Annotated in this window: 19 protein-coding genes; 12 read left to right on the plus strand and 7 right to left on the minus strand. The window is 71.9% G+C overall.

Going from position 1 to position 17,776, the window contains the following annotated elements; genetic code table 11:
• The first annotated feature begins 20 nt into the window (after positions 1 to 20).
• Positions 21 to 881 (plus strand): Fpg/Nei family DNA glycosylase, encoded by an 861-nt coding sequence (locus tag ACIQRW_RS02180; RefSeq protein ID WP_403753108.1) that lies wholly within the window; start codon positions 21 to 23, stop codon positions 879 to 881.
• 13 nt (positions 882 to 894) lie between these two features.
• Here the strand turns inward: ACIQRW_RS02180 and ACIQRW_RS02185 are convergent, their stop codons facing one another.
• On the minus strand, positions 895 to 1,353 hold the full coding sequence (locus tag ACIQRW_RS02185) for a zf-HC2 domain-containing protein (protein ID WP_403753111.1): 459 nt from the start codon (positions 1,351 to 1,353) through the stop codon (positions 895 to 897).
• Between the two features lie 71 nt (positions 1,354 to 1,424).
• Here ACIQRW_RS02185 and ACIQRW_RS02190 point away from each other — a divergent pair, with 71 nt between their 5' ends.
• From ACIQRW_RS02190 to ACIQRW_RS02205, 4 genes are all read left to right on the plus strand, one after another.
• Positions 1,425 to 2,177, plus strand: a complete 753-nt coding sequence (locus ACIQRW_RS02190) for a LytTR family DNA-binding domain-containing protein (protein WP_003964604.1) — start codon at positions 1,425 to 1,427, stop codon at positions 2,175 to 2,177.
• A gap of 62 nt (positions 2,178 to 2,239) precedes the next feature.
• Positions 2,240 to 2,602: a hypothetical protein gene (locus ACIQRW_RS02195; protein ID WP_403753114.1), complete on the plus strand. Its 363-nt coding sequence runs from the start codon at positions 2,240 to 2,242 to the stop codon at positions 2,600 to 2,602.
• Positions 2,599 to 4,104, plus strand: a complete 1,506-nt coding sequence (locus ACIQRW_RS02200; protein WP_403753117.1) for a cation acetate symporter — start codon at positions 2,599 to 2,601, stop codon at positions 4,102 to 4,104. Before ACIQRW_RS02195 ends, ACIQRW_RS02200 begins: the two co-directional genes overlap by 4 nt.
• Positions 4,101 to 5,291, plus strand: coding sequence for a sensor histidine kinase (locus tag ACIQRW_RS02205; RefSeq protein ID WP_403753119.1), 1,191 nt, complete (start codon positions 4,101 to 4,103; stop codon positions 5,289 to 5,291). Before ACIQRW_RS02200 ends, ACIQRW_RS02205 begins: the two co-directional genes overlap by 4 nt.
• Before the next feature lie 9 nt (positions 5,292 to 5,300).
• Here ACIQRW_RS02205 and ACIQRW_RS02210 read toward each other — a convergent pair whose 3' ends face one another.
• Positions 5,301 to 5,816, minus strand: coding sequence for a hypothetical protein (locus tag ACIQRW_RS02210; RefSeq protein ID WP_403753122.1), 516 nt, complete (start codon positions 5,814 to 5,816; stop codon positions 5,301 to 5,303).
• A gap of 112 nt (positions 5,817 to 5,928) precedes the next feature.
• Here ACIQRW_RS02210 and ACIQRW_RS02215 point away from each other — a divergent pair, with 112 nt between their 5' ends.
• Positions 5,929 to 6,126, plus strand: a complete 198-nt coding sequence (locus tag ACIQRW_RS02215; RefSeq protein WP_403753125.1) for a zf-HC2 domain-containing protein — start codon at positions 5,929 to 5,931, stop codon at positions 6,124 to 6,126.
• Here ACIQRW_RS02215 and ACIQRW_RS02220 read toward each other — a convergent pair.
• On the minus strand, positions 6,060 to 6,632 hold the full coding sequence (locus tag ACIQRW_RS02220) for a sigma-70 family RNA polymerase sigma factor (protein ID WP_403753128.1): 573 nt from the start codon (positions 6,630 to 6,632) through the stop codon (positions 6,060 to 6,062). The genes ACIQRW_RS02215 and ACIQRW_RS02220 overlap by 67 nt on opposite strands.
• Before the next feature lie 268 nt (positions 6,633 to 6,900).
• Here ACIQRW_RS02220 and ACIQRW_RS02225 point away from each other — a divergent pair, with 268 nt between their 5' ends.
• Complete coding sequence (locus ACIQRW_RS02225) at positions 6,901 to 8,100, plus strand: CapA family protein (RefSeq protein WP_403753131.1); 1,200 nt, start codon at positions 6,901 to 6,903, stop codon at positions 8,098 to 8,100.
• 7 nt (positions 8,101 to 8,107) lie between these two features.
• Here ACIQRW_RS02225 and ACIQRW_RS02230 read toward each other — a convergent pair whose 3' ends face one another.
• Entirely contained in the window at positions 8,108 to 8,569 is a 462-nt protein-coding gene (locus ACIQRW_RS02230; protein ID WP_403753134.1) for a universal stress protein, read from the minus strand.
• Between the two features lie 152 nt (positions 8,570 to 8,721).
• On the opposite strand from ACIQRW_RS02230, the gene ACIQRW_RS02235 reads away from it, so the two are divergent.
• The gene (locus ACIQRW_RS02235) at positions 8,722 to 9,573 is read left to right on the plus strand and encodes a polysaccharide deacetylase family protein (RefSeq protein WP_403753137.1); all 852 of its coding nucleotides are present in this window, start codon (positions 8,722 to 8,724) and stop codon (positions 9,571 to 9,573) included.
• Between the two features lie 91 nt (positions 9,574 to 9,664).
• Here the strand turns inward: ACIQRW_RS02235 and ACIQRW_RS02240 are convergent, their stop codons facing one another.
• Positions 9,665 to 10,327, minus strand: a complete 663-nt coding sequence (locus ACIQRW_RS02240) for a class F sortase (protein ID WP_403753140.1) — start codon at positions 10,325 to 10,327, stop codon at positions 9,665 to 9,667.
• Between the two features lie 326 nt (positions 10,328 to 10,653).
• Between ACIQRW_RS02240 and ACIQRW_RS02245 the strand changes: the two genes are divergently transcribed.
• A complete protein-coding gene (locus tag ACIQRW_RS02245) occupies positions 10,654 to 11,136 on the plus strand; it encodes a hypothetical protein (RefSeq protein ID WP_403753143.1) in 483 nt (160 codons plus the stop codon).
• 91 nt (positions 11,137 to 11,227) lie between these two features.
• On the opposite strand, the gene ACIQRW_RS02250 is transcribed toward ACIQRW_RS02245, so the two are convergent.
• Together ACIQRW_RS02250 and ACIQRW_RS02255 are read right to left on the minus strand one after the other, a co-directional pair.
• Positions 11,228 to 11,785 (minus strand): hypothetical protein, encoded by a 558-nt coding sequence (locus tag ACIQRW_RS02250; protein WP_403753146.1) that lies wholly within the window; start codon positions 11,783 to 11,785, stop codon positions 11,228 to 11,230.
• Between the two features lie 182 nt (positions 11,786 to 11,967).
• Positions 11,968 to 12,732, minus strand: a complete 765-nt coding sequence (locus ACIQRW_RS02255) for a DUF4239 domain-containing protein (protein WP_265597784.1) — start codon at positions 12,730 to 12,732, stop codon at positions 11,968 to 11,970.
• 794 nt (positions 12,733 to 13,526) lie between these two features.
• Here ACIQRW_RS02255 and ACIQRW_RS02260 point away from each other — a divergent pair.
• The 3 genes from ACIQRW_RS02260 (at position 13,527) to ACIQRW_RS02270 (ending at position 17,761) form a co-directional block, all read left to right on the plus strand.
• Positions 13,527 to 14,519, plus strand: coding sequence for an SCO0930 family lipoprotein (locus tag ACIQRW_RS02260; protein ID WP_403753149.1), 993 nt, complete (start codon positions 13,527 to 13,529; stop codon positions 14,517 to 14,519).
• 252 nt (positions 14,520 to 14,771) lie between these two features.
• Entirely contained in the window at positions 14,772 to 15,590 is an 819-nt protein-coding gene (locus tag ACIQRW_RS02265) for an SAM-dependent methyltransferase (RefSeq protein ID WP_403753152.1), read from the plus strand.
• Complete coding sequence (locus ACIQRW_RS02270) at positions 15,587 to 17,761, plus strand: putative bifunctional diguanylate cyclase/phosphodiesterase (protein WP_403753155.1); 2,175 nt, start codon at positions 15,587 to 15,589, stop codon at positions 17,759 to 17,761. The genes ACIQRW_RS02265 and ACIQRW_RS02270 overlap by 4 nt, the downstream gene beginning before the upstream one ends.
• Positions 17,762 to 17,776 lie beyond the last annotated feature (15 nt).

A 17,776-nucleotide genomic window follows, 5' to 3' on the forward strand; every position in this document is an offset into this window, starting at 1 on the left:
GGCTGCGGCAGTCTGGAGCCATGCCCGAACTGCCCGAAGTCGAAGCCCTGCGAGTCTTCCTCGACGACCACCTGGTCGGCAAGGAGATCGCCCGTGTCCTCCCGCTGGCGATCAGCGTCCTGAAGACGTACGACCCGCCGCTGACCGCCCTGGAGGGCACAGCCGTCACCTCGGTCGCCCGCCACGGCAAGTTCCTCGACATCGAGGCGGGCGGCCTCCACCTGTGCACCCACCTCGCCCGGGCCGGCTGGCTCCGCTGGAAGGACTCCTTCCCGGCCGCCCCGCCCCGCCCCGGCAAGGGACCCCTCGCCCTGCGCCTGATCACCGTCGACGGCGACGGCTTCGACCTGACCGAGATGGGCACCAAGAAGCGCCTCTCCGTCCACCTCGTCCACGACCCCATGGACGTCCCGGGAATCGCCCGCCTCGGCCCGGACCCCCTCGCCGACGTCTTCGACCGCGACGCGTTCGCCGCGCTGCTCGCGGGGGAGCGCCGCCAGATCAAGGGCGCGCTGCGCGACCAGTCGCTCATCGCGGGCATCGGCAACGCCTACAGCGACGAGATCCTCCACGTCGCGAAGATGTCCCCGTTCAAACGGACCGCCGACCTCGGCGAGGACGACGTCACCCGCCTGTACACCGCGCTGCGCACCACGCTCAAGGACGCCGTGACCCGCTCCAGCGGGGTGGAGGCCGGAAAGCTCAAAGCCGAGAAGAAGACCGGGATGCGGGTCCACGGGCGTACCGGGGAGGCCTGCCCGGTCTGCGGGGACACCATCCTGGAGGTCTCCTTCAGCGACTCCTCGCTCCAGTACTGCCCCACCTGCCAGACGGGCGGCAGACCGCTGGCGGACCGCAGGCTCTCCAAGTTCCTGAAGTAACGGCCTCCCGGGCTCACCGCGTCACCGTCACCAGCCGCCGCCCGTCCGCCGTCCGCACCTCGAAGTGGTCGATGCCCTCCGGTCGCAGCGCCGCCCCGCCCGACACCTCGACCGGGCCGCCGCCCACGCCCCCGGCCGACCAACTGCCCACCGTCTCCTCACTGCCGTCCCGGCCCACCGCGACCAGCGCGCACACCCCCTCCACCGGAACCCGCGCCACCTCCAGCGCCACCGCCGACCCCCACTCGCGCCCCGCCGCCACCGCGGCCGTCAGCCGTTCCGCGAGCCCGGACCCCGGTACCACCGGTGGCCCCGCCACCGCCAGACCCGCCCTCACCCCGGCGAACTCGCGTGCCCGCACACGGCACCCGGGACAGTCCGCCAGATGCTCCTCGAACCGGAAGGCGTCGGCCCTCCCGAGCGCGCCCAGCGCATAGGCCCCCACCCGGATGTGGGGTTCGGTCGTCTGCATGTACTGCGGTACGGGAACAACCCGGGATTCAGTCAAGCCATCGGCCGGGCGAGCCCCTAAACTCCGGCCTCATGCTGCGCGTACTCGCCGTCGACGACGAACAACCCGCCCTGGAGGAACTCCTCTACCTCCTGCGCGCCGACCCCCGTGTCCGCAGCGCCGAGGGCGCCACCGGTGCGACCGAGGCACTGCGCCGCATCGGTGGCGCGGTGGACGCGGGCCCCGACGATCCGTCCGCGATCGACGTGGTCTTCCTCGACATCCACATGGCCGGTCTCACCGGCCTCGACGTCGCCCAGCTCCTCGCCGGCTTCGCCGCGCCCCCGCTCATCGTCTTCGTCACCGCGCACGAGGGCTTCGCCGTCCACGCCTTCGACCTCAAGGCCGTCGACTACGTCCTGAAACCGGTCCGCCGCGAACGTCTCGCCGAAGCCGTCCGACGGGTCGCCGAGCAGGTGGGGGACCGGTCCGCACCCGTCCACGACAGCGCGGGCGACCAGATCCCGGTCGAGCTGGGCGGCGTCATCCGTTTCATCCCCATCGACGAGATCGCGTACGCCGAGGCGCAGGGCGACTACGCCCGCCTGCACACCGCCACCGGCAGCCACCTCGTCCGCATCCCGCTCACCACCCTGGAGGAGCGGTGGCGCTCCCGGGGCTTCGTCCGGATCCACCGCCGCCACCTCGTGGCGCTCGGCCGGATCGACGAGCTGCGCCTGGACGCGGGCAGCATGAGCGTGCGCATCGGGGAGGCGGAGCTGGCCGTCAGCCGTCGCCACACCCGTGCCCTGCGCGACCTCCTGATGCGCCAGGGTGGCCGCTGACCTGGGGGGTTCTTCGCCGAACCCTTCCCAGCACGGCCCGCCGACGCCTACACTCCGAGCCCATGTCCGCAGAGCCATCGCCCCGGCGCGAAGTGGTCACGGGGGAGCCGCGGCGGGTGCGCCCGCTGCCCCGTTACCGCACCCAGTCGGAGATCGACGAGCAGACCGCACTCGGCGGCGCCTATGTGCGATCGCTGATGCGCGGCCAGCTGCGCGCCGGGCTCACCGTCTTCGCCGTCCTCGCCCTTGTCGCGGGCACCCTGCCGCTCCTCTTCGCCGCGCTGAACAGCTCCGCCCTCGTCTGGGCGGTGCTCGGCTTCGCCACCTACCCGCCGCTCACCCTGGCCGCCTGGTGGTACGTCCGCAGGGCCGAGCGCAACGAACGCGACTTCGCCCGGCTGGTGGAGGGCCGCCCCGCCCCGTGAGCACCCCCGACCACATGGCGTCCTGGGTGGCGGTCGCCCTCGTCGTCCTCGCCACCGTCCTCGTCGGCGGCTTCGGCCTGCGTATCTCCCGTACGACCTCCGACTTCTACGTCGCCTCGCGCACCGTGCGGCCCCGCCTCAACGCAGCCGCGATCAGCGGCGAATACCTCTCCGCCGCCTCCTTCCTCGGCGTCGCCGGGCTCGTCCTCGTCCACGGCCCCGACATGCTCTGGTACCCGGTCGGCTACACCGCCGGATACCTGGTGCTCCTGGTCTTCGTCGCCGCCCCGCTGCGCCGCTCGGGGGCTTACACGCTGCCGGACTTCGCCGAGGGACGGCTCGAATCACGGCAGGTCCGCCGACTGGTCAGCGCGCTCGTCGTCGGCGCGGGCTGGCTCTACCTCGTGCCCCAGCTCCAGGGCGCCGGGCTCACCCTCAAGATCCTCACGGGCGCTCCGGGCTGGCTCGGCGACGTCCTCGTCGCCACCGTCGTGACCGCAGCCGTCGCCGCCGGTGGCATGCGCTCCATCACCTTCGTCCAGGTCTTCCAGTACTGGCTGAAACTCACCGCGCTCCTGGTGCCCGCCCTCTTCCTGGTGCTCGCCTGGCAGGGCGACGGCCGGCCCCGGGTCAGCTTCGACGACCAGCTCGCCGTCTTCCGCGCCGACCATCCGCTGTACGCCACCTACGGGCTGATCGTGGCGACCTTCCTCGGCACCATGGGTCTGCCGCACGTCGTCGTCCGCTTCTACACCAGCCCCAACGGCCGCGACGCCCGCCGCACCACCGTCGCCGTCCTCGCCCTGGTCGGCCTCTTCTACCTGCTGCCGCCGGTCTACGGAGCCCTCGGCCGGCTCTACACGCCCGAACTGCGGTACGGCGGAGACGCGGACGCCGCCGTCCTCCTGCTGCCCGCCCGCGTCATCGGCGGACTCGGCGGCGACCTCCTCGGGGCGCTGATCGCCGGCGGGGCGTTCGCCGCGTTCCTGTCCACCGCCTCCGGGCTCACCATGGCCGTCGCCGGAGTCATCACCCAGGACGTCCTGCCCTCGCGCGGGGTACGCCACTTCCGGCTCGCCACCGTCCTCGCCATCGCCGTACCCCTCGCCGGTTCCCTGCTGGTGAGCCGGGTACCGGTGGCCGACGCGGTGGGCATGGCCTTCGCCGTCTCCGCCTCCTCCTTCTGCCCGCTGCTCATCCTCGGCATCTGGTGGCGGCGGCTCACCCCGCCCGGGGCCGTCGCGGGGCTCCTGCTGGGCGGCGGCTCCGCTCTCGTCGCGGTGGCCATCACCGTCAGCGGGGCCGTACGCCCGCCGGGCTGGCCGCACGCCCTGCTCGCCTGGCCCGCCGTCTGGTCCGTCCCCGTGGGGTTCCTCGCGATGATCCTCGTCTCGCTCGCCACACCGGGGCGAATACCCCCGGGCACCAACGCCGCCATGACCCGCTTCCACCTCCCCGAGGCACTCTCCTCGGCGCGGTCCGCCGCGGGGCGGGAACGATGACCGGGGCCGCGATCGCCGTTCTCGTCGTGGCGGCCGTGCTGCTGCTCGGCGTCGGGTATCTGGTGGGCCGCCGCACCGCCCGACCGCTGCGCCCCAGCGATGTCGGCACGCCCGTGGAGCACGCCACGTTCGAGACCCTGCACACCGCGTCGCTGGCCGCCCCGCCGCTGCGGGCCGGCCTCACCGAGGAGAGCGCCCGGCGCGCCGCCCGCCGGCTGCGCTCCCTCCTCGGCACCGACGCCCTCTGCCTCACCGACCGGGACCGGGTACTGGTCTGGGACGGCGCCGGGCACCACCACGGCAAGGACGTCATGGAACACCTGAAGGTGCTCCTGGACAACGGCCGCCGCACCGCCTTCGACAGTGGCTGCGCCGACCTCGACTGCCCGCTGCGCTGGGCCGTCGCCGTTCCGCTCACCGTCGAGAACCGGGTCCTGGGCGCGCTGGTCGCCTATGCCCCGCGCGAGTCGGCGGTGCTGGCCCGGGCGGCGGGGGAGGTGGCCCGCTGGGTCTGCGTCCAGCTGGAGCTGGCCGAGCTGGACCGCTCCCGCACCCAGCTCATCGAGGCGGAGATCAAGGCCCTGCGGGCGCAGATCTCCCCGCACTTCATCTTCAACTCGCTCGCAGCCATCGCCTCGTTCGTCCGGACCGACCCCGAACAGGCCCGCGAACTGCTGCTGGAGTTCGCCGACTTCACCCGCTACTCGTTCCGCAGACACGGGGAGTTCACCACGCTGGCGGACGAACTGCACTCCATCGACCAGTATTTGGCCCTCGTCCGCGCCCGCTTCGGCGAACGCCTCGCCGTGACCCTCCAGGTCGCCCCCGAGGTGCTGCCCGTCGCGCTGCCGTTCCTGTGCCTCCAGCCGCTGGTGGAGAACGCCGTCAAGCACGGCCTGGAAGGGGCGGTCACCCGCAGCCGCATCACCATCAGTGCCCTGGACGCCGGCTCCGAGGCCGAGGTGGTCATCGAGGACGACGGAACCGGCATGGACCCCGACCGGCTGCGGCAGATCCTGCGCGGCGAGGGCGGCGCCTCCACCGGCATCGGCCTGCTCAACGTGGACGAGCGGCTGCGCCAGGTCTACGGCGACGACTACGGCCTGGTCATCGAGACCGGCGTCGGGGCCGGCATGAAGATCACGCTGCGGCTGCCCAAGTACCGTGCCGGGGTGCACGGTTCCTGAGCGAGGGGATCAGCACAGGTGGACGGCCAGATGTCCCAGCGGCAGCCCCAACTGCCAGGCGGGCGTCCAGACGCGGACCTCCCGGTCGCCCGTCGGGTCGGCCGCCGCGTCCCATGGAGCGGGGCCGATCGCGTCGAGGTCCGCCGCGAGGAGTTCGGTCTCCTCCAGCCACCGCCAGGCCGCCCGCGCCAACGCCAGATCGGGGTCGCCGGGCTCCGTGTTCCGTCCCGCCTCCGTCAGCCGCTCGCAGATCCAGGCGCGCCAGGTGCACTCGTACGCCGTGAGGATCCGCAGCTCGTCGACCCTCGGTCCGGGCAGGGCCCGGGGAGCGGGAGCGTCCCGGGGGACTCCGCACAGGAACATCGTCAGCGCGAGGGCGTCGCGCCCCGCCCGGAACTCCAGCGTCGTCGGTTCCATCAGATCGCCGGTCCGTAACAGGTCGTCGGCGAGATACTCGGTGGACAGCCAGGTCATCGGTACCTGGAGCCCGTTCCCACCGGTCCCATCCGTATCCTCGGGACGCATCCCGTCTCGCCTCTTTCCTTGCTCGGTGCCGGGCTTCACGCAGCATTGAACCGGGGGCGGGCGCCCCGCGTGGGCAGAAGGTGAGGATCGCCCAGGAGATGCGAGGCAGTGAATGAGTGTCGACCCCGGCGACGACCCGCATGTGCGCCTGCTGCTGGGCGCGTACGTCCTGGACGCCCTGGACGCCGAGGAGACCGGTAGGGTCGCCCGCCACCTCCGGGGCTGCGACGGCTGCGCCCGGGTCTATGTGGAGGTGGCCGAGGCCTCCGCCCTGCTGGCGCTGCTCCGGGCGGAGGACCTGCGGGAGTAGCCGGGCAGCGTCCGCGCGAGGACCCGCAGGGCGTAGTACGAGCGGGACTTGACGGTCCCCGCGGGGATGCCGAGCGCCTCGGCCGTCTCGCCGACGCTCAGCCCGCGGAAGTAGATCTGCACCAGCACCGCACGGTGCTCGGGGCTGAGGGTGCGGACCGCCTCCCGGACGTCCAGGGCGCGGACGGCACAGTCCGCGGTGTCCAGGGCGTCCGGGGTGCTCTCCAGCACGGTGTCGCTGACCTCGACGGGGCGGGCCTGCCGGGAGCGCCGCGCGTCGATGGCGAGGCGGCGGCCCACGGTGAACAGCCACGGCCGCATCGACGCGTAGGGCGCGTCGAAGGCCTCGGGGTGCTGCCAGGCGCGTACCAGGGTCTCCTGCACCAGGTCCTCGGCCCGCTGCCGGTCCCCGAAGGTCAGACCGAGGAGGAAGTGGAACAGCGCGGGGCCGTGTTCCCGCTGCAACTCGGCGAGGGTCCGCTCATCGGTCGTCGTGGTGGTCTTCATGAACGCCCTCTCCCGCCGCGGCCCCTGGTGGCCTCGTTGCCGACTTGGCGTATACGAACGCATTCGGCGGCGCGGGAACAGGCGGTGCGCCGAGGCGTGCGACGAGCGGTCGCTCAGTGCGGCGAATGGTGCGGTGAACGGTCGAGGGGCCGTCGGGGTCGGCCGGTACGACCAGTTCAGCTAGGTATGCGGCAATGCTCCTTGCTTATCCGGTATGAAAATATGTGTAGTCGGATGGTCGTAATCATCCGAACATGGAGTCGAGCAGATGACGCAGCGCATCCGACCGGGCACCGTGGCCGCCATCGCCCTCCTGCTCGCCGCGGCCACCGGCTGCACCGGGCAGCAGCTCCCGGCCCCCGCGCCGGGCGGGTCGCCCGCCCCCGCGAGGGGAGCCGGCGGCCAGGGCGCCGAGGGGCCCCGCCCGTTCACGCTCCTCGCCGCGGGCGACATCCTGCCGCACTCCTCCGTGATCGACCGGGCCGCCGTCGACGCGGGCGGCGCCGGCTACGACTTCGCCCCGATGCTGGCGGGCGTCGCCCCGGTCGTCTCCGCCGCGGACCTGGCGTTCTGCCATATGGAGACGGTGTACGGCGAGGAGGGCGGCCCCTACACCGGCTACCCGAGCTTCAAGTCGCCGCCCGAGGTCGCCACCGCCCTGCGCGCCACCGGGTTCGACTCCTGCTCCACGGCCTCCAACCACACCCTCGACGACGGGGCCGAGGGGGTCTCGCGCACACTCGGCGCGCTGGACGGGGCGGGCATCCGGCACACCGGTTCCGCCCGCACCGCCGCCGAGGCCGCCCGGCCCACGATCATGCCCGCCGGACCGGGGAAGGGTGCGGCCAAGGTCGCCCACCTCGCGTACACCTACGGCACCAACGACATCCCGGTCCCCGCCGACCGGCCCTGGACGGTCAACGTGACGGACGAGCGCAGGATCATCGAGGAGGCCAGGGCGGCCCGGCGGGCCGGCGCCGACGTCGTCGTCCTCTCCGCCCACTGGGGCACCGAGTGGCAGGACGAGCCCGACGCGACCCAGGTGGAGCTGGCCCGGCGGCTCACCGCGTCCGCCGACGGGGGCCGCCCCGACATCGACCTGATCATCGGCACCCATGCCCATGTGCCGCAGGCGTACGAGAAGGTCAACGGCACCTGGGTCGTCTACGGGATGGGCGACCAGATCGCCGGAGCGATGATCAACTACGAGGGCGTCCAGGACCCGCGCGGCAACCAGAGCTCGATGGGTCGCTTCACCTTCGCGCCGCCTGCGAAGCCCGGCGAGCGCTGGACGGTGAAGAAGGCGGAGTTCGTCCCGCAGTGGTACGACACCCATACCGGACGCGCCGTCAACCTCAACGCCTCCCTCGACGACGGGGCCGAGCACCTCCGCGAGGTCCGCGACCGCATCCGTACCGTCGTCCTCGGGCGCGGAGCGGAGGGAGACGGGCTCCTGATGGGCAGGTGAACGCTCCTCACGGCACCACGGTGACCGGCCAGCGCCCCGCCTTCACCAGACGCACGGCCACCGAACCGACGAAGCGGTGCCCGGCCGACTCCGACGCCCCGACCACCACCGCGTCCGCCTTCAGCTCGTCGGCCGCCGTCACCAGCCCGTTGTACGGGTCGCCCCGGAAGGTGTGGAACTCCCAGCGCATGTCCCACGCGTCACTGAAGCGCTCGGTCGCCGCGCGGATCTCGGAGACCAGGTCCTCCGCGACCTCGCCCGTGGTGTCGCTCACCGGCACGCCCAGCGCCGCGCCCGCCGTGATGACGGGCTGGACGTACACCAGGGCCAGCATGGCGTTCTGCCGACGGGCCAGACCGGCGGCGTAGGCCGCCGCGCGCATCGACGAATCGGAGCCGTCGAGCCCCGCGACGATCACCTTGGGGCCGTCCGTACCGCGTTCGAACCGATGAGGCTGCTGCTCTGTCACGGCTCCGAGGCTATCGGCTCGTCCCGGAGGGGAGGCTCCGGGCCGCCGACGGACCCGAAGAGAGATGAACATACTGCGTCGATCGTGTACAAAACGGGCGATGGTCGGTGTCGGCGGCCGGAGCGGACGTCCGGCCGTGCGAGCAGTTGGCCATGAGAAGTGATCACACCGGACCCGAGCGCCGCACTCTGCTGAGGGTCGCCCTCGGCCTCGGAACCGCCACCGCCGTGCACCTGATCGCCGCCGATCCGGTCTCGGCGCCCAGTCGCTCCGCACCCGCCGCGGACACCCCGCCCGCCGCTGCCGCGGGACCTCCGGGGCACGTCCGGGGCCGGCCCTCCCCGTACCGGCTCGAACCCATGACGGCCAACACCCCGCCCCGGTTCAGACCGGGCAGGCCGCCCGTGCGGGTCCGGCCCTTCGAGCATCTCCCCGAGATCGGTCACTCGATGGTCCTGAGCTTCGACGACGGACCCGACCCGCTCTACACCCCGGACATCCTGGCCACCCTGCGCGAGCACCGGGTCCGCGCGATGTTCTTCGTCTGCGGAGAGATGGCCGACGGGCACCCGGACCTGCTGCGCGAGATGGCCGACGACGGGCATGTGGTGGGCAACCACTCCTGGTCGCACCCGCTGATCCCGAAGCTCTCCCGCCCCGCGATCCGCGACGAACTGGGGCGCACCAGCGAGGTGGTGGACCGGGCGCTCGGGGCCCCGCCGCTCTGGTACCGCGCCCCCTACGGCGCGTGGAACCGCAACTCCTTCGAGATCGGGGCCGAGTTGGGCATGGAGCCCATGGCCTGGACCGTGGACACGCTCGACTGGAAGACGCCGGGCACCGGCACGATCGTCCGCCGGGTGCTGGACGGAGCGGCGCCCGGCGTCGTCGTCCTCTCGCACGACGCGGGCGGCGACCGCTCGCAGAGCGTCGCGGCCCTGCGCCGCTATCTTCCCCGGCTGCTGGACTCCGGCTACCGCATCACGGTGCCGCGCCGCCTCTGAGCCGAAGAAACGCTTCCCCGCACGATGGTGCCTCCGGTGGCCTCGGAAACCCGAGGCCACCGGAGGCACCATCGTGCGGGGAGCGCCGCTGTCAGCGGGTGTCGACGAGCCGGGCGAAGACCACCACGTTGCCGTCGTAGCCGCCAGCCTTGGAGTAGCCCCCGCCGCAGGTGATGACCCGCAGCTCCGCGTGGCCGGTGTCGCCGTAGACCCGGGGGCCGGGGAAGTCGTTCTTGGAGAAGACCTCCACCCCGTACACCTCGAAGATCCCGACCCGGCCGTCGTAGCGGGCGACCTCGACCCGGTGCCCCTTCTGGAGCGAGCCGAGGCCGAAGAAGACCGCGGGCCCGGACATGTTGTCGACGTGGCCGACGACCACGGCGGTGCCGCGCTGGCCGGGGGCGATGCCGTTCTGGTACCAGCCGGCGAGGTTGGGGTCCTCGGCGGGCGGGGCGTCGATCCACCCGTTGGCGTCGAGGTTGACGTCGATGACCGGGGCGTCGACGTCGATGGACGGGACCTTGACCCGGGAGGCCGGGGCATACGGCAGCGGCTGCACCGGCTCGCCCTCCACCGGCGGCCCCGCGGCGTCCTTGCCCAGGTCCAGCGAGGCGGCCGCCGCGGGCTGCGGGGGGCCCGCCTCCCCGAACTCCGTGCCGTTGCGCATGAGGGCGAGGCCGCTGAGCAGCACCAGGGCGACCGCGCCCCATGGCACACGTCTGGTCCGCTCGGCGCCAGCGTAGTCCCGGCCCATGGATCTCCCTTCGTTGCGACGCTGTGAACGCTAAGGGCGTCGGGTCCGGGCGGCGATCAGAGAGGGGCGAACGGGTGGCGGCGGGGTCGGCCCCCCGCCGGATGCCTGCCCATCGGAGTAATGAGCAGATAAAAATTCTGATGGTCTGTGACCTGCGGCTCCGTCAGGTTCGGGGGTTTTCATACGGCGTGTCGCTTCACCGGGGTGGAGCAACGCCGAAGTGCGAGCCTTCGGCCCGCTGGTGAGTGTTCGTCATGGGAGGCGTTCTCGTCGATCCAGCCCGGGGGACAAGCCCCCGGGGGCGTTTCCCGCTGGAGGTTCACACGATGCGTGTCTCACGCGCTCTCGCGGTCACCGCGACCGCTTTCGCGGCCGTCGGGCTGGCGGCCCCCATGGCCGCCGCCACCAACGGCCCGGTCAACGTCGCCGTCAACCCTCAGTCCGTCCACCAGGGCGGCACGCTGAAGATCACCGCGCGGGGCTGCGGTCACGGCGGCAAGGTCTGGTCGAACGCGTTCCCGACGACCACCCTCTCGGCGGGTGACGGCACCAACTTCGCCCATGCCCGGGTCCGGAACAACACCACGCCGGGGCAGTACCACCTCTCCGTGAAGTGCAGTGACAACGACCGGATCGCGACGCACAAGTTCACCGTGCTCGCCGGCTACGGCGCGGAGGGCGGGCTCGGCGGCTCGATGGGCCCGAGTTCCGTGGAGATGCAGGTCGGTGGCGGTCTGGTGGCCGCGGCGGCCGTCGGCGGCGCGGTCTTCCTCGTCCGGCGCCGGCGGACGAGCCATGCGGCGTTCTAAGGCGTCGAACCTCCCGCCCGGCCCGATACGCCCGTCGCCCCGAGTCCTGGATCAGGACCCGGGGCGACTGCCGTGCGCCGCATGCTCGCGGTCAGTGGCGGCGGTCGGCGGTGCGGCGGCGTGCGAAGTAGAGGGCGCCCGAGGCCGCCACGGCCACCAGGGCCGCTCCGGCCGCGACCTCCACCGTGTCGGTGGAGCCGGAGCTTCCGCCGAGGCCGCCGCGCACGCCGCCCGGCACGAGCGCCGTCGAGCTGGCGGTCGGAACGGTGGTGGGCGTCGGGGTGGGGGTGCTGGTGGCGCCGCCGGTGATCGTCAGGTTGACATTGCGGGAGGTGCCGGTGGAGCCGCACGCGAACGTCACCGCGTACACGGCCCCCCGGCGGGCGTCCGTGTCGATGGTGGCGGTGGCCGTCGTGGAGCCGCTCGGGATGGTGGTGGTGTCGAAGATGCCCGAGGAGACGGTCGTCTCGCCCGTGCAGCCGCCGGCGCCGAGGGTGACCCGGCCGCCGGGGGCGATGACCGACGGGGCGATCGTCGGGTTGAACGTGCTGGTCGCCCCGTCCGGCGCGGCGTGGGCGGCGGACGGGGCCAGCAGCGTCAGGGCACTGGCGCCGAGCAGGGCGAGCGGTGCGACACGTATCGCGCGCATGGTGGATCCTCCGGTTCCCCGAGGGGCAGCTGCGGAACCAATTTCCACATAGCAGGAAAAATGCACCTCGATGCCCGACACGCTAGGAGGGGTCCCCCCGGCCCGCGATCGGGGTCCGGCGAATGGGTCAGCGGTGTCCCCCGGCCGGCTCACCGGTCGGCTCACGGGCCGGGGGCGCGGACTCAGCGGGCGGCCCCCGGGAACATGTCGAGGAACGGGTCCGCGGTGGCCGAGATGCCTCGGCCGAAGGGCGCGTCGAAGTCCCAGATCAGAAAGAGCAGGAAGGCGATCAACGCGCTGAACAGGCCGGCCAGGAGCAGTTCGCGGAACGTTCTGCGGATCTGGAGGGTGAAGATCAGCCCCACGGTCACCAGCGCCCCGATGATCAGACCGAACCAGACCACCCCCGGCATCGTCGCCCCGGCGTTCTGCCCGCGTGTGCTGCGGGCGTCGTCCGCCGCCGCCACCTGGTCGACCAGCGGCTGGTAGGCCTGCCCCTCGTGATCGGTCCTGGGCACGTAGTCGGTGACGTCCGCCCGTACCTTGTCCAGCAACTGGGTGCCGCGCTCGGTGAGCGTGTTCCGGTCGGACATCACCTTCCACTCGTCGTGCACCACATGGTTGACGTAGGCGTCGACGTCCGCCCGGATGCGGTCGCGGACCTCCACCGGGTAGACGGAGGCGCGCGCCTGCACCTCGTGCAGCGCCTGCGCCTCGATGCGGACGGACTCCTGGGCGGCGCTGCGTCCCTCCCAGACCCCGGCGATGGCGAGCCCCAGGACGATCGCGTAGACCACGCCGATCATCATCGTCATGTACTCGATGACGTCGGGCGTCTCGGACGGGTCGTCGTCATCCCCGATCCGCCGGTTGTTCAGGACGGCGATGGTGAGGACGACCGCGCAGGCGGACGCCATGGCAATGCTCAGTACGAGCCATTCGGACATGCATCTCTCCTGGTCAGCGGGACGATCGCGGCCGCAGCACGGCAACGGCGAACACCGCCGGGGCGGTGATGAGCAGCGTCAGGGACACCAGCGACGGTCCGCTCCGCGGCTGTTTGCGGGCCGGTTTGCGGTACGTCGGCAGCGCGACGGACCGCGAGGGCGGTGGCTCGGTCCGCTCCGGGGGCTTCGGTGATGGGGACGGCTTCGGGGGCGGGGCGGGTGCCGGTGGCGGGGGAGGAGGCGGCAGTGGCGGTGGGGGTGGAGGTGGTGGCGGCGGCGGTTCCGCGACCACCGGTGGCGGTGGCGGCGGTTCCGCGACCACCGGTGGCGGCGGTGGGGGAGGCGGAGGAGGCGGCGGTGGAGGCGGCGGTGGGGGTGGCGGCTTCGGTGGTGGCTCGGAGACCGCGACACAGTCCCCGTCGCCTGCCACGGCGACCGACGAACTGCCGTCTCCCTGCCCGATCGTGGCCACCGCGCAGCTGTCGGCGGTGGCGGGCAGCGGTACGGCTGTCAGCCAGAGAAGTGCGGCGACCGTCGTGAGCCGCGCGATGCGTGATCCGTACACGTCCGCGAGCATGATCCACGCTGCCGGGGAACACGCGATACCTGCCGGTGATTCGCCTGATCGTGCGGTTAATGCGCCATTCGTGTTTGTCCGGTGGACGTCGCGCCGCCGAATTCTTCTCGGCATTCCTTTGAACGCGCCCCCGTCGGCGTCCCGTACCTAGGGCCATGAACGGCGCGGTCCCGCGCCGGCACCGGAAGCGGTACGACGAAGCACCACGGGAGTCGACATGAACACCTGGCGCAACGCCTCGCTCGCGGTCACCGCCGCGGCTCTGTTGACGCTCACGACGGCGTGCGGTCAGGAGCAGGGCGACGCGGCACCCAACGGCCAGGCCGTGGGCAACGCCGCTCCGGCCCAGCAGCCCGCCGACAGCGGGTACGGATCAGCCGGCGGGGGATACGGATCGGGGGCCGACGCGGAGGCGGCGGAACCCCAGGAAGCCGGTCAACTAGCCGTCCGGGAGAGCAAGAAGCTCGGGAAGGTGCTCACCGACAGCGAGGGCTTCACGCTCTACCGGTTCGACAAGGACACCGCGAATCCGCCGAAGTCGAACTGCGCCGGAGCGTGCGCGGCGACCTGGCCGGTCGTCGCCTCCGGCAACGCCACCGCCGCGGCCGGCACCGGCCCCGAGCTGCTCGGCGAGGTCACCCGCGCCGACGGCACCAGCCAACTCACCGTCGACGGCTGGCCGATGTACCGGTACGCCAAGGACACCTCACCGGGTCAGGTCAACGGGCAGGGAGTCGGCGGCACCTGGTTCGCCGCAGCTCCCGACGGGAAGAAGGCCGCGAAGAACGCCGACGGCGCGGGCGTGGGTGAACCCGCCGAATCCGCCGAATCCGCCGATCCCGCCGATCCCGCCGGCCTTTCGGTCCGCAAGGATCCGGAACTCGGCGACATCGTGGTGGACGGACGCGGTATGACGGTTTACCGCTTCACGAAGGACTCGGCCTGGCCGATGAAGACCGCGTGCACGGGCGACTGCCTCAAGAAGTGGCCGGTAGTGGCCCCCATGGCCAAAAATGCGGTGGATGGTGTGACGACGAAGGGATTCGTCACCTTCGACCGCCCCGACGGCGTCAAGCAGCAGACCATCGACTGCTGGCCCATCTACACCTTCGCGGGCGACGCCAAGCCCGGCGACACCAACGGGCAGGGGGTCGGCGGAACCTGGTACGCCGTTTCCCCCGAATCCAAACTTGTCGGCGCTACCCGGTAACCGGGCCCGGTCGAACACCGCCCAGGAGCCTCAAGTGGCCCCGAACCACCGGGAAACGGCGTCCGGAGTGCCGGTCCGTCGCTGTTCGCATACGCGCAGCGACGGACCGGCCGCAGATGCCACCGGAGTGTGACCAATAACGGATCGCTAATTTCCGTTTCCACTCGCTCTCTTGGCGGCCGATCAGTAGCCTCTGGTCAACACTGACCATGAACATGGCCGGATCGCCGTGGCGACTTGTTGGAGACATCGATGGAGCGTCCCGCCTGGGCACCGCAGGGCATTGACATCTCGGTGCCAAGCGTGTCTCGCATGTACGACTTCTATCTGGGCGGATCGCACAATTTCGAGGTGGACCGGGAAGCCGCGCGCAAGGCCATGGAGTTCCTTCCGGGCCTTCCCAAGATCATGCAGGCCAATCGCGCCTTTATGCGCCGGGCCGTCCGCTATGCCGTCGACACCGGCATCGACCAGTTCCTGGACATCGGCTCCGGCATACCGACCTTCGGCAACGTCCACGAGGTCGCCCAGGCCGCCGACCCCGGGGCCAAGGTGGCCTACGTCGACCACGACCCGGTCGCCGTCGCCCACAGCCAGGCCGTCCTGGAGGGCAACGACCGCGCGGTGATCGCCGCCGCCGACCTGCGCCGCCCCAAGGAGATCCTGGCGAACCCGGAGATCACCGGACTGCTCGACCTGGACCGGCCGGTGGCGCTGCTGCTGGTCGCGGTCCTCCACTTCGTGGAGGACGCCGACGACCCGCGCGCCGCGGTCGCCGAGCTGCGCGAGTCACTGGCCCCCGGCAGCCTGATCGTCCTGACCCACGCCTCGTACGAGGGCATTCCGCTGCCCAAGGAGGAGGCGGCCGGCACGGTCGGCGTCTACCAGAACATCCGCAACCCGCTGATCATGCGCTCGCGCGAGGAGATCGGCCAGTTCTTCGAGGGCTACGAGATGGTCGAGCCGGGGCTCGTGTCGATGCCCGAATGGCGGCCCGACACCCCGCAGGCGCCGGAGCAGGAAGACCCGTACGCCTTCTCGGGCTTCGCAGGGGTTGGGCGCAAGGCGTGAGCATTCCCGCCCAGGCGTCCGGGGAACCGGACGCGGAACCTGACGGTCCGGAAGGCCGGCTGCGGAGATTCGCCAGAATCTGGAGCCGGGCCATCTTCCCCCTGACGGCCACCTCTCTCACCCGGCCGGAGTTCGAACAGCATCTGCTGCCCCTGGCACGCGAGCTGAACGGCATCCTGCACGCCCACCCCTTCGACGCCTCGCCCGCCCAGCGGATCGGCGAGGCCCTGATCGACGCGCACTGCACCGACCCGGACGCCCTCAGCTCCACGCTCGGCGTCGTCGACTCCTACCTCGTCCTGTACTGCGGCGGCAACGGACCCGGCGTGCTGTCCACCGAGGACGGCCGGGCCCGCTGCGCCCGGATCCAGCACACCCTCGCCGCAGGCTTCACCGGGGCCCTGCGCGAGCGCACGCTCGCCGAGCAGGAGGCCATCGCCCGCTCGGCGCTGACCGCCCGCTCGGACGCCGAACAGGCCCTGCACGCCACGGAGGCCCGGTTCCGCGCGGTCTTCAAGGACGCCGCCATCGGCATCGGCGTCGCCGACCTGGACGGCAACATCCTGGAGATCAACGACACCCTCACCAAGATGTTCGGCGGGCTGGAGAACCACGTCCGCAGCCACAAGGTGAACGAGTGGGTCCACCCCGAGGACTCGCCGCAGGTGTGGAAGTACTACGACGAGCTGGTACGCGGCGAACGCGACCACTACCGGGTCGAGAAGGCGTACTACCGCAACGACGGCACCGTGCTGTGGACCAACCTCACCGTCTCGCTGCTACGGGATTCCGAGGGCCGTCCCGAGTACCAGCTCGCACTGATGGAGGACACCACCGAGCGGCGGCTGCTCAATCTGCGCCTGCGCTACGAGGCCACCCACGACGCGCTCACCGGGCTGCCCAACCGGACGCTGTTCTTCGAACGTCTGGAGAAGGCCCTCGCCGCCCAGGAGGGAATCCGCTTCGGCCTCTGCTACCTGGACCTCGACGGCTTCAAGGCCATCAACGACAGCCTCGGCCACGCCGCCGGCGACCGCCTCCTGGTCGAGGTCGCCGACCGGCTCCAGAGCTGCGCCACCGCGCGCGGCGAGATGGTCGCCCGGCTCGGCGGTGACGAGTTCGTCGCGCTGACCACCGGCCCGGACACCGCCGAGGAGGTGGGCGAACTGGCCGGCCGCATCCTGAACGCGCTCGCCTCCCCGATCCGCCTCGACGGCCGCGAGCTGACCGTGCGCGGCTCGATCGGCGTCGTCGAGGGGCCCTCCGGGGAGCGCAGCGCCGCCGAGGTGCTGCGCAGCGCCGACATCACGATGTACCGGGCCAAGGCGGCGGGCGGCAACCGCTACCAGCTCGCCGACGCCGAGGCCGACGCGCGCGCCATCACCCGGCACGGGCTGACGACCGCGCTCCCGGCCGCCCTGGACCGGGGCGAGTTCTTCATCGAGTACCAGCCGCTCGTGCACCTGGGCGACGGCACGGTGCACGGCGCCGAGGCGCTCGTACGGTGGTGCCATCCGCAGCACGGGGTGCTCGGCCCCGACCGGTTCATCCCGCTCGCCGAGCACACCGGGCTCATCGTGCCGCTCGGGCGCTGGGTGCTGGAGGAGTCCGTACGGCAGGCGAACTTCTGGCAGGAGCGGCACAGCGACGGTGGACCGCTGCGGATCAACGTCAACCTCTCGCCGACCCAGCTGCACCACCCCCGCCTGGTCGCCGAGACGGTCGACGTGCTGGAACGTTCCGGTCTCGAACCGGGAGCGCTCTGCCTGGAGGTGACCGAGTCCGCCCTGATCGGGGCCGACGACGATCTCCTCAAGCCGCTGCGGCAGCTCGCGGAGATGGGCGTCGACATCGCGCTCGACGACTTCGGCACGGGCTACTCGAACCTGGCGAACCTGCGCAGGCTGCCGGTGAGCGTGCTCAAGCTGGACCGTTCCTTCACCCGGGGCATGCAGCAGCACCCGGCGGACCCGGTCGATCTGAAGATCGTCGAGGGCATCGTGTCGCTGGCCCACAGCCTGGAGCTGGCCGTCACGGTGGAGGGCGTGGAGACGGGCGCCCAGGCCGAGCAGCTGCGGCTGCTGGGCTGCGACACCGCACAGGGCTGGTACTACGCCCGCCCCGGGGCTCCGGACCGCATCCACTCCCTGCTGCTGGCGGACGCGGTCTGAGCCCGGCCGGGGCGC

This window comes from Streptomyces sp. NPDC091287, from assembly GCF_044768525.1.
Taxonomy (GTDB): Bacteria; Actinomycetota; Actinomycetes; order Streptomycetales; family Streptomycetaceae; genus Streptomyces.

What these genes read in the sequence shown, in the direction of transcription:
- ACIQRW_RS02235 (WP_403753137.1), top strand. Translation starts at nt 8,722, where the DNA reads ATGAGAAGTGATCACACCGGACCCGAGCGCCGCACTCTGCTGAGGGTC.
- ACIQRW_RS02240 (WP_403753140.1), bottom strand. Translation starts at nt 10,327, where the DNA reads ATGGGCCGGGACTACGCTGGCGCCGAGCGGACCAGACGTGTGCCATGG.
- ACIQRW_RS02245 (WP_403753143.1), top strand. Translation starts at nt 10,654, where the DNA reads ATGCGTGTCTCACGCGCTCTCGCGGTCACCGCGACCGCTTTCGCGGCC.
- ACIQRW_RS02210 (WP_403753122.1), bottom strand. Translation starts at nt 5,816, where the DNA reads ATGCGTCCCGAGGATACGGATGGGACCGGTGGGAACGGGCTCCAGGTA.
- ACIQRW_RS02225 (WP_403753131.1), top strand. Translation starts at nt 6,901, where the DNA reads ATGACGCAGCGCATCCGACCGGGCACCGTGGCCGCCATCGCCCTCCTG.
- ACIQRW_RS02205 (WP_403753119.1), top strand. Translation starts at nt 4,101, where the DNA reads ATGACCGGGGCCGCGATCGCCGTTCTCGTCGTGGCGGCCGTGCTGCTG.
- ACIQRW_RS02180 (WP_403753108.1), top strand. Translation starts at nt 21, where the DNA reads ATGCCCGAACTGCCCGAAGTCGAAGCCCTGCGAGTCTTCCTCGACGAC.
- ACIQRW_RS02220 (WP_403753128.1), bottom strand. Translation starts at nt 6,632, where the DNA reads ATGAAGACCACCACGACGACCGATGAGCGGACCCTCGCCGAGTTGCAG.
- ACIQRW_RS02215 (WP_403753125.1), top strand. Translation starts at nt 5,929, where the DNA reads ATGAGTGTCGACCCCGGCGACGACCCGCATGTGCGCCTGCTGCTGGGC.
- ACIQRW_RS02195 (WP_403753114.1), top strand. Translation starts at nt 2,240, where the DNA reads ATGTCCGCAGAGCCATCGCCCCGGCGCGAAGTGGTCACGGGGGAGCCG.
- ACIQRW_RS02255 (WP_265597784.1), bottom strand. Translation starts at nt 12,732, where the DNA reads ATGTCCGAATGGCTCGTACTGAGCATTGCCATGGCGTCCGCCTGCGCG.
- ACIQRW_RS02260 (WP_403753149.1), top strand. Translation starts at nt 13,527, where the DNA reads ATGAACACCTGGCGCAACGCCTCGCTCGCGGTCACCGCCGCGGCTCTG.
- ACIQRW_RS02250 (WP_403753146.1), bottom strand. Translation starts at nt 11,785, where the DNA reads ATGCGCGCGATACGTGTCGCACCGCTCGCCCTGCTCGGCGCCAGTGCC.
- ACIQRW_RS02185 (WP_403753111.1), bottom strand. Translation starts at nt 1,353, where the DNA reads ATGCAGACGACCGAACCCCACATCCGGGTGGGGGCCTATGCGCTGGGC.
- ACIQRW_RS02190 (WP_003964604.1), top strand. Translation starts at nt 1,425, where the DNA reads ATGCTGCGCGTACTCGCCGTCGACGACGAACAACCCGCCCTGGAGGAA.
- ACIQRW_RS02265 (WP_403753152.1), top strand. Translation starts at nt 14,772, where the DNA reads ATGGAGCGTCCCGCCTGGGCACCGCAGGGCATTGACATCTCGGTGCCA.